The sequence below is a fragment of the Streptomyces sp. NPDC060198 genome (assembly GCF_042728415.1).
GTDB lineage: Bacteria > Actinomycetota > Actinomycetes > Streptomycetales > Streptomycetaceae > Streptomyces.
The window spans coordinates 1-7183 of the sequence record NZ_JBHWZJ010000358.1; the positions used below are offsets into that span (position 1 = coordinate 1).

The following is a 7183-nucleotide window of genomic DNA, read 5'->3' on the forward strand; positions in this document are numbered from 1 at the left end:
GGCTTCACCGTCGGTCGCCGACGCTCCGCGTCGACTCCCTCCTCCGCCCTGCGGCGCACCGCACGGGCTTCGTTCCCCGATCCTCGGGTTCTGACGGTCCTCGCGACACCCGCGATCTGTGGGAGTCGCGAGAACCGTGGCCGTCGGACGCGATGATCTTGTGGGATTGCGCACCCGGGGGCGGCCGTCCCGGGCAGGAGGTGCTTAGAGGGCGTTTAGTCCCGTTGTTTCATCCCGGATTGCGCGGTTGTAGATGGTTCATGTGCCGCGCCATGTTGGGGTGGATTCGGCGGTGAGTCTGCGGGTCATGAGGTTGATCATCGCAAGGTGGATCATGGCTTCGGACCGGTGTGGGTGTGCCTCGTAGTCGCGGGCCAGACGGCGGTGGTTCATGAGCCATCCCAGGGTCCGCTCGACGGTCCAGCGGCGGGGCAAAACGGCAAAGCCCCTGGTGGTGAGGTCGCGGCGGACGATGTGCATGTCGATGCCGAGCGTGGCGGCGTGCTCGACGAGGTGCTGGCGGTAGCCGCCGTCGACCCAGGTTTTGCGGACGGTGGGATGCTCGGTGGCGATCCGTTCAATGAGGGTTCGGCCGGCGGTCGAGTCCTGCACGCTGGCCGCAGTGACCAGCACTCCGAGGAGGAGTCCGACGGTGTCGATGACGATGCTCCGCTTGCGGCCGACGATCTTCTTGCCCGCGTCGATGCCTTGCCCGGTGGCGGGGACGTTGGTGGAGGTCTTGATGCTCTGGGAGTCGATGACGCAGGCGGTCGGTTCGTCCTCCCGGCCTTCCTGCCTGCGGACTTGGCGCCGGAGGAGGCTGTTGAGCTGGTCGAATACACCTTCTTCCTGCCAGCGGGCGAAGTAGGCGTAGACGGTGTTCCAGTGCGGGTAGTCGTGCGGCAGATAGCGCCACGGGATACCGGTGCGGTTCACGTAGAGGACCGCGTCCAGGAGACTGCGCAGGTCGTGGTTCGGTGGCCTGCCGATGTCCAGGCCGCGGCCGCGGCGCTCGGACCGCCAGGCGGTCAGGGTCGGCTCGACCAGCTCCCATCGGGCATCGGAGAGGTCGCTTGGGTAGCGACGGCGCTCAGTCATGATTCTGGAGTACCGGTCGGCCGAGGACCCGGCCAGGCGCGTGCATCAGGCGCACGAAGCGAACGGTGCACGACGGCGCGTCCTGGGATGAAACAGGAGGGGTGCGGGCGAGACGGCGGCATCAGCACCCCACAAGCACCACCGCGACCTCGAGAAGCATCCATCTCATCAAAGCCGATTCACATAACACCTGAAACCGCATCGAAAGAGGTGTAAACACCCTCTTAGTGGGTGTTTTAGAACTGGGGTCCATGTCTCGCTTCGTGCCGTGATGATCACGGTGTGGGGCGGGATCGCTCTGATGACTGCATGACCTGCAGCCCAGGCGTGCAGACGGCGTCCTGAACGATGCGCCGGCCCCGATCGCGCAGGCAGGAACCGTGCAGGCCCGACACCTTCGGTTTGGTGAGGAGCTTGTCGAACGCCTGGGGCCGACCCGTTGTGCGGGATCCCTGTACGGACAAGAGGTTCTCCGGCGTTCGGGGCTACTCATGCCGAGTCGGGACGGATACTGGCGCGGTGACAGACTTACTGGGCACGGACGCCGATGACGGCGGCATCTGGGGTCGCTCTGCCGCGCGGGTTCAATCCGCCCGAGCCTTAGCCGAACAAGCCCTCGCTGGCAGGGACACACAAGCACTCGAAGAGTTGGTCGCGCTGTGGGAAGCCGTTCTGCGAGACCCCACCGTCCCGAATTCGATACTGCCGCTCTTGGAACTCGTGGACGTGGAGATCGGCGCATGTCTGGCTCTGGGCAGTACGGAGCCTCTGTCTAGGGGCATCAACCGCTTGGACGAAGCGATAGCGCGCTCTCCAGAAGCGTGCGCTCGGATCGATGTCCAGCGGGCACGGCTTACCGCCTACGGGGTCCGCGCCTCGTTGACCGAATCCACAGACCCTGCGCATTCGGCGGAAGACTGGTTGACCGTCTCGGGTATCGCGGGATTCCTCGCGGAATCGGCCAGGGACGGCAGCATCGAGCAAGGTGAGCAGTTCGAGACCATGGGCCGAGCCCTCCTCATGCACTATGAGCTGGCCCTTCTTCCGGGGTCCCTGGGTGAGGCAGTCATATCGCTTCGCCGGGCCGTGTCCGTCCTCACAGGTCCTCGACGGAAGGCCGCCGAGTCCTGCTACTTGCTGGGACGTGCCCTGCGCCTGCGGGGTGAGCGAGATCGCTCATCGGACGATCTCAATGAGGCGGTCGCCCTCCTGGGCAGGGCTGTAGCGGAGGCGGATTTCGACGAGCCCTCCGTGGTGCCGTTCCTGTCGAATCTCGGTTTCGCCCATGTCGCCCGGTACCGCCTCGTCGGCGATCTCGACTCGCTGAACGACGCGATGTCGGCTCTGGCGCGTGCCTTGGCCGCCTCCACCGACCCTGTGGAGTCCGAGCACCGACTCCAGAACCTCGTCAACTTCGTGGGCGAGCGGATACGTGTAGGTGGCTATGCGCATGCGCTGCTCGGCCACATTGCGCTTGTGGAATCGCGCCTCACGCCCTACCGGCTATCCCGTCTCGCCGGCTGGATGCTCCTCGACCTGGGGCTCACGGCCTACAGTCGAGCGGTTTTACAAGGGTCGGTGTATGACTATCTCCTGGCTGTGGTGATCTTTCGTCGCTGCGCTCTCTTGGTCCCTGCCGACATGACCACGTTCGACGGTCTCCTGATGCCCTCGGGGGAGCCCGCGAGCTGCGCCGAGATTTCGCGCTTCGCTTGGACGCTTGATGGTTTCAAAACGTTCTTCTCCACGACGGGCCCGAGTGACTCGTACGCCGCTGTTCTCACGGGTGCGGCTGAGGGCATCGGGGAGCACCTGCTGTCCGGCGGGGTCGACACGCACGCCATGATGACGGGACACATGGCCGCCGACTACGAACTGGCCCTGTTTGTACACCTCGACAATCTTGGTGTGACCTATGCCTGAGGAATACAGCGGGGTCGGTCTCGACGCTGACTCGTACCTCAACTACCTGTTCGACAAGTCGTCAGAACCTCCTTTTCCTCCACGAGGCATCCCTGCGCTTTCGCCCTTCGAAGAAGACCGCGAGCGCCAGTCGCTGATCTACTTCGTCCTCCGGTCAGTGGCGAGCCTCGGATCAGCTGCAGACGAGGCGGCCGTGCAGGAGTACCGCAAGTGGCGGCAACCTGCTTTTGATCGCGCATTACGCCTGTACTGGTGGACCCAGCAGGGGCATCCCTTGCCGCTGCCCACCTGGGCGGAAGAAACAGTCGTGCATGTCCGCGATCACCTTCGTCCTGCCTTCCCCCAGGTCGACGACATCGAGGTAGTTGTCACCTTCGATCCTCGCCTGTATGTCCGCGCGCACCATTCGACACGCCAGGTCAGGTTGTCCCTGGTAACTCGACAGCTGTGGCACACCATCGACCTGTTCCTCTGGAATGCCGTAAGCGTGCGGCAGGAGCTGATAGGCACGACTGGCAGCAACGCCGCACTGCCGAACCCGTCCTACGACAGCCTCCTTCCGTTCCTTCTGCCGCTCTACCGCAACGTCCGATGGGACCAGATCCCCATGATGCGTGTACGTTCAGAGCTGGCCGGAGGAGGAGCCGTCAACGCAGCACGGATCCAGATGACCTTCATGATCGCCCACGAGTTCGCGCACCTCCTCCTGCATCAAGAGGGCAGATCAGGTCCGGAGCTGGAGGCCGAAGCCGATCGCTTCGCCTACGACGTACTCTTCAGGAGCCCCATCGAGAATGTCACCGTCGGTGACATCTGGATGGCGATCCGCTGGCTGTTCGAAATCCTCGCCGTGGAAAAGCTGCTGGCATGGCGCCTGGCCGGCGAAGAAGGGACCTTCGCGGTCACCGGACCCTCACGACAGACCCTGATCCACCCCTTCGTCCGATCGGCCGGCCCCTCGAGCACCGACATCGTTCTGGGAGGCGCCGGCCTTTACGTCATTCAGTCCATACGCCGTCAGCTGGCGGCTTCGAGTGTGAAGGCCGTCCGGGAGAGCGCCGCCCGCTGGGAAAGCACCCTGACATCCGAGGAAGCCGACCGCCCGACTTCGCACGCCTTACCCATGTTCCCCCGACCCGTCCCGGAGGCATGAATGACCGTCATCGAGCTCGACGTGGAGATCGACCCGCACGACTCCGGTCTCCCCGGGTCGGCGCTGATCGACGTCGAAGAGCGCAAGTTCACCGACCACGGGATCAACGTCAAGGTGCTGGCCGTCGAGGAAGGACACGGCTTCGGCGTCTCGGAAATCGTCACCATCGCCCTCTCGATCGCCGGTGGTGTGGCTTCCGATGTCATCGCGAGCTCGCTCAAGTCGGCCACCCGCGGGGTGATCCGCCGGGTCCGCTCGCGACGGTCACGCAGCGACGGAAGCATCGAGGGAATCGCCGAGCTCATTGACCGAGAGCGTCGGGAAGTCCAGCAGACCGACTCGGAACGCGACCCGGGCTAGGCCATGGCTTAGGAAGCGCGGGCGGCCAGCCATCTGGTGAGGTCGCCCGCGATGCGATCCCTGTTGGTGCCGATGGTGACGTCGTGCTCGCGGTGGTGGTGTCACGGCGGACGATCTCGTATCCGCCCTCGTCTAGGACGGCGACAGAGGCGAACCAGGCGGGGTCGTCCTCGTCGGGCTGGACGGTGACGAAGATATTGTCACTGTCGTTCAGGTCGCCGATCAGCATGAACAGGCTGTCCTCAGAGGGGTCGTCGACGTGGTCGCCGTTCTCGCTGTCGGCGCCGTAGTACCTCGCGGCCACTGCTTCTCCCCTGCCCTGAGCTGCTGAATGCCGGTAGTCAGCATGGCACGGCCGGGCCGGCGGCCGGTGGTTCACAGCCACTGATGGATCGCCGCGATCTGGACAGTGGCCTCGAAGCGGACGGCGAGCTTGTCGTAACGAGTTGCCACCGACCGGTGCTGCTTGAGCCGGCTGATTCCGCACTCGACTGCGTGCCGGGCCTTGTAGTCCTGCCGGTCGAAGGCCGGCGGACGGCCCCCATCGCGGCCTCGGCGTTTGCGGTTGCGGATCTGGCCGGCGGGCTCGGGGATCGTGCACCGGATCCCGCGTCTGCGCAGGTAGGCGCGGTTGGCGCGGGAGGAGTAGGCCTTATCACCTCGCACTCGCAGGGGTCTGCGTCTGGGGCGTCCGCGGGCCGGCCTGGGCACCCGGATCGCTTGGAGGACCGGCTCGAACTGCGGGCTGTCACCCCGCTGACCTGCCGTGACCAACAGCGCCAACGGCTTCTGTCCCTGCTCGCACGCCAAGTGGATCTTCGTGGTGAACCCGCCCCGGGACCTTCCGAGCCCGTGGTCGTCCGGCTCTTGGCGGACCTCGCCGGGCGGTTCCTTCTGCCCGGCGCCGTTCCGGCGGGCACCGGCCGCGTGCTGGTGGGCCCGGCAGATCGTGGAGTCGACGTTGATCTCCCAGGTGATCAGCCCGGACAAGTCGGCCCGAGCCTGCAACAGCGTCAGCAGCCGGGCCCATACGCCCTGCCGCTGCCACCTGCGGAGGAGTCCGTAAACGGTCTGCCAGGGCCCGTACTCACGCGGCAGGTCACGCCACGAGACGCCGGTCCGTACCCGCCATCGCACCCCGTCCACCAGCATCCGCCGACTGGCAGACCTGCGGCTCACACCAGCCGCAGGCAGCAACGAGTCCAGCACCGACCACTGCTCATCAGAAAGATCCCCACGCCCCACACCGTGATCATCACGGCATGAGGCATGGACCGGAACCCCGACCTAAAACACGCCCTAGGTACGTCCCACCCCGTGGCCGCCGCCGAGAGTGATCAGCACGGTCGCCGCACGCATACGGTCGCCGCACGTACAACCGAGCGGATCAGGACTGCCAGATCATCAGCGCGGGGGTACTCCCGCCACACGGGGGTACCCGCGTCCCGAAGCGCGCCGGGAACGGCGCGGTCAGGGCACCCGCCCTCGACAGTGGGAGAGGGAATGAGGCTTCAGGACTTCGCGCAGAACGCCGCGTCCCTGTGTACCGCCGAGATCGTGGGTGGCCGGTACCGCCTGGACGGGCTCCTCGGCTCGGGCGGCGCGGCGCACGTGCACCGCGGATTCGACCTGCGGCTGCGCCGACCGGTGGCGGTCAAGGTCTTCCGGCAGGACGCGGGCGTCGACTTCGAGGAGAGCCTGCACAACGAGGCCGTCATGCTGGCCCGACTGGACCACCCCGGCCTCGTCACCGCCTACGACACCGGACAGCACGACGGACGCCCTTTCCTGGTCATGCGGTTGGTCGAGGGCGACAACCTGCTCAAGCGCATCGCCGAAGGGCCGCTGCTCCCCGCCGCGACCGCCGCCCTCGGCGCGGGCGTTGCCCAGGCGCTGGACCACGCGCACGAGACGGGCATCGTCCACCGCGACGTCAAGCCGTCCAACATCGTCCTGGACGCTGCCCGCCGCCCGCACCTCATCGACTTCGGCATCTCACGGATGCTGGACGACCCCTCCCGCACCACCGCCGGCACCCTCGTCGGCACCGCCGCCTACCTCGCCCCGGAGCAGGTCCTCGGCCGCCCCGTCGGCCGGGCCGCCGACGTGTACGCGCTCGGCCTTGTACTCCTGGAGTGCCTCACCGGCAGGCTGGAGTACGACGGTATCCCCGTGGAGGCCGCGATCGCGCGGCTGCACCGGGCACCCGTGCTGCCTCCCGGCCTGCCCGACCGACTGGCCTCGCTGATACGGGACATGACCAGCCTGGACGAGCAGGACCGGCCCACGGCCGGTGGGTGTGCCCGCGTCCTGACCGCGCTTGCCGACGAGGACCGCACGGCTCTCGTACCGACGGCGAACACCACGAACACCACGAGCCTCGTCGCGGCCGGGCAGAGCGCGCCGCGCACGGCGGGGCACACGCACCGGAGCCCTGCGCCGGCCAAGGCGCGGCCCACGCGCCGGGCGCTGCCCGCGCGGGGGCGGCTCCTGTTCGCCGGGGCGTCCGTCGCGCTGGCCGCCGTCACGGTGACCGCCTTCGCCGTCACCGACGCCTCGACCTCGCCCGGCGAGGGTCACGGCGCCTCCACCGCGTCCCGCACCCCCGGGGGCAAGCGGGACGCCGATCCTTCTGCGGGCAAGCCGGAC

At 67.0% G+C, this 7183-nt stretch carries 6 protein-coding genes and 1 pseudogene; 4 read left to right on the plus strand and 3 right to left on the minus strand.

What is annotated here, in order from left to right; all coding sequences use genetic code 11:
* Positions 1-258: 258 nt before the first annotated feature.
* Positions 259-1098, minus strand: a complete 840-nt coding sequence (locus tag ACFWEP_RS29090; RefSeq protein ID WP_387374414.1) for an IS5 family transposase — start codon at positions 1096-1098, stop codon at positions 259-261.
* Between the two features lie 519 nt (positions 1099-1617).
* Here ACFWEP_RS29090 and ACFWEP_RS29095 point away from each other — a divergent pair.
* The 3 genes from ACFWEP_RS29095 to ACFWEP_RS29105 are packed head-to-tail and all read left to right on the plus strand — an operon-like array spanning position 1618 to position 4534.
* On the plus strand, positions 1618-3021 hold the full coding sequence (locus ACFWEP_RS29095; RefSeq protein ID WP_387374415.1) for a hypothetical protein: 1404 nt from the start codon (positions 1618-1620) through the stop codon (positions 3019-3021).
* A complete protein-coding gene (locus ACFWEP_RS29100; RefSeq protein ID WP_387374417.1) occupies positions 3014-4174 on the plus strand; it encodes an ImmA/IrrE family metallo-endopeptidase in 1161 nt (386 codons plus the stop codon). Before ACFWEP_RS29095 ends, ACFWEP_RS29100 begins: the two co-directional genes overlap by 8 nt.
* Positions 4175-4534 carry a hypothetical protein gene (locus ACFWEP_RS29105; RefSeq protein WP_387374418.1) on the plus strand — a complete coding sequence of 120 codons (360 nt, stop codon included), beginning with the start codon at positions 4175-4177 and terminating at the stop codon, positions 4532-4534.
* An 8-nt stretch (positions 4535-4542) separates the two neighbouring features.
* Here the strand turns inward: ACFWEP_RS29105 and ACFWEP_RS29110 are convergent.
* Both ACFWEP_RS29110 and ACFWEP_RS29115 read right to left on the minus strand, forming a co-directional pair.
* Positions 4543-4838, minus strand: a pseudogene (locus ACFWEP_RS29110) (hypothetical protein).
* 71 nt (positions 4839-4909) lie between these two features.
* Positions 4910-5779 (minus strand): IS5 family transposase, encoded by an 870-nt coding sequence (locus tag ACFWEP_RS29115; protein WP_387374420.1) that lies wholly within the window; start codon positions 5777-5779, stop codon positions 4910-4912.
* 258 nt (positions 5780-6037) lie between these two features.
* Here ACFWEP_RS29115 and ACFWEP_RS29120 point away from each other — a divergent pair.
* Positions 6038-7183 (plus strand): serine/threonine-protein kinase (locus ACFWEP_RS29120; protein WP_387374422.1); only part of this gene is annotated, 1146 nt, incomplete at its 3' end.

Coding starts and splice junctions, on each gene's coding strand:
- ACFWEP_RS29090 (WP_387374414.1), bottom strand. CDS start 1,098: ATGACTGAGCGCCGTCGCTACCCAAGCGACCTCTCCGATGCCCGATGG.
- ACFWEP_RS29100 (WP_387374417.1), top strand. CDS start 3,014: ATGCCTGAGGAATACAGCGGGGTCGGTCTCGACGCTGACTCGTACCTC.
- ACFWEP_RS29105 (WP_387374418.1), top strand. CDS start 4,175: ATGACCGTCATCGAGCTCGACGTGGAGATCGACCCGCACGACTCCGGT.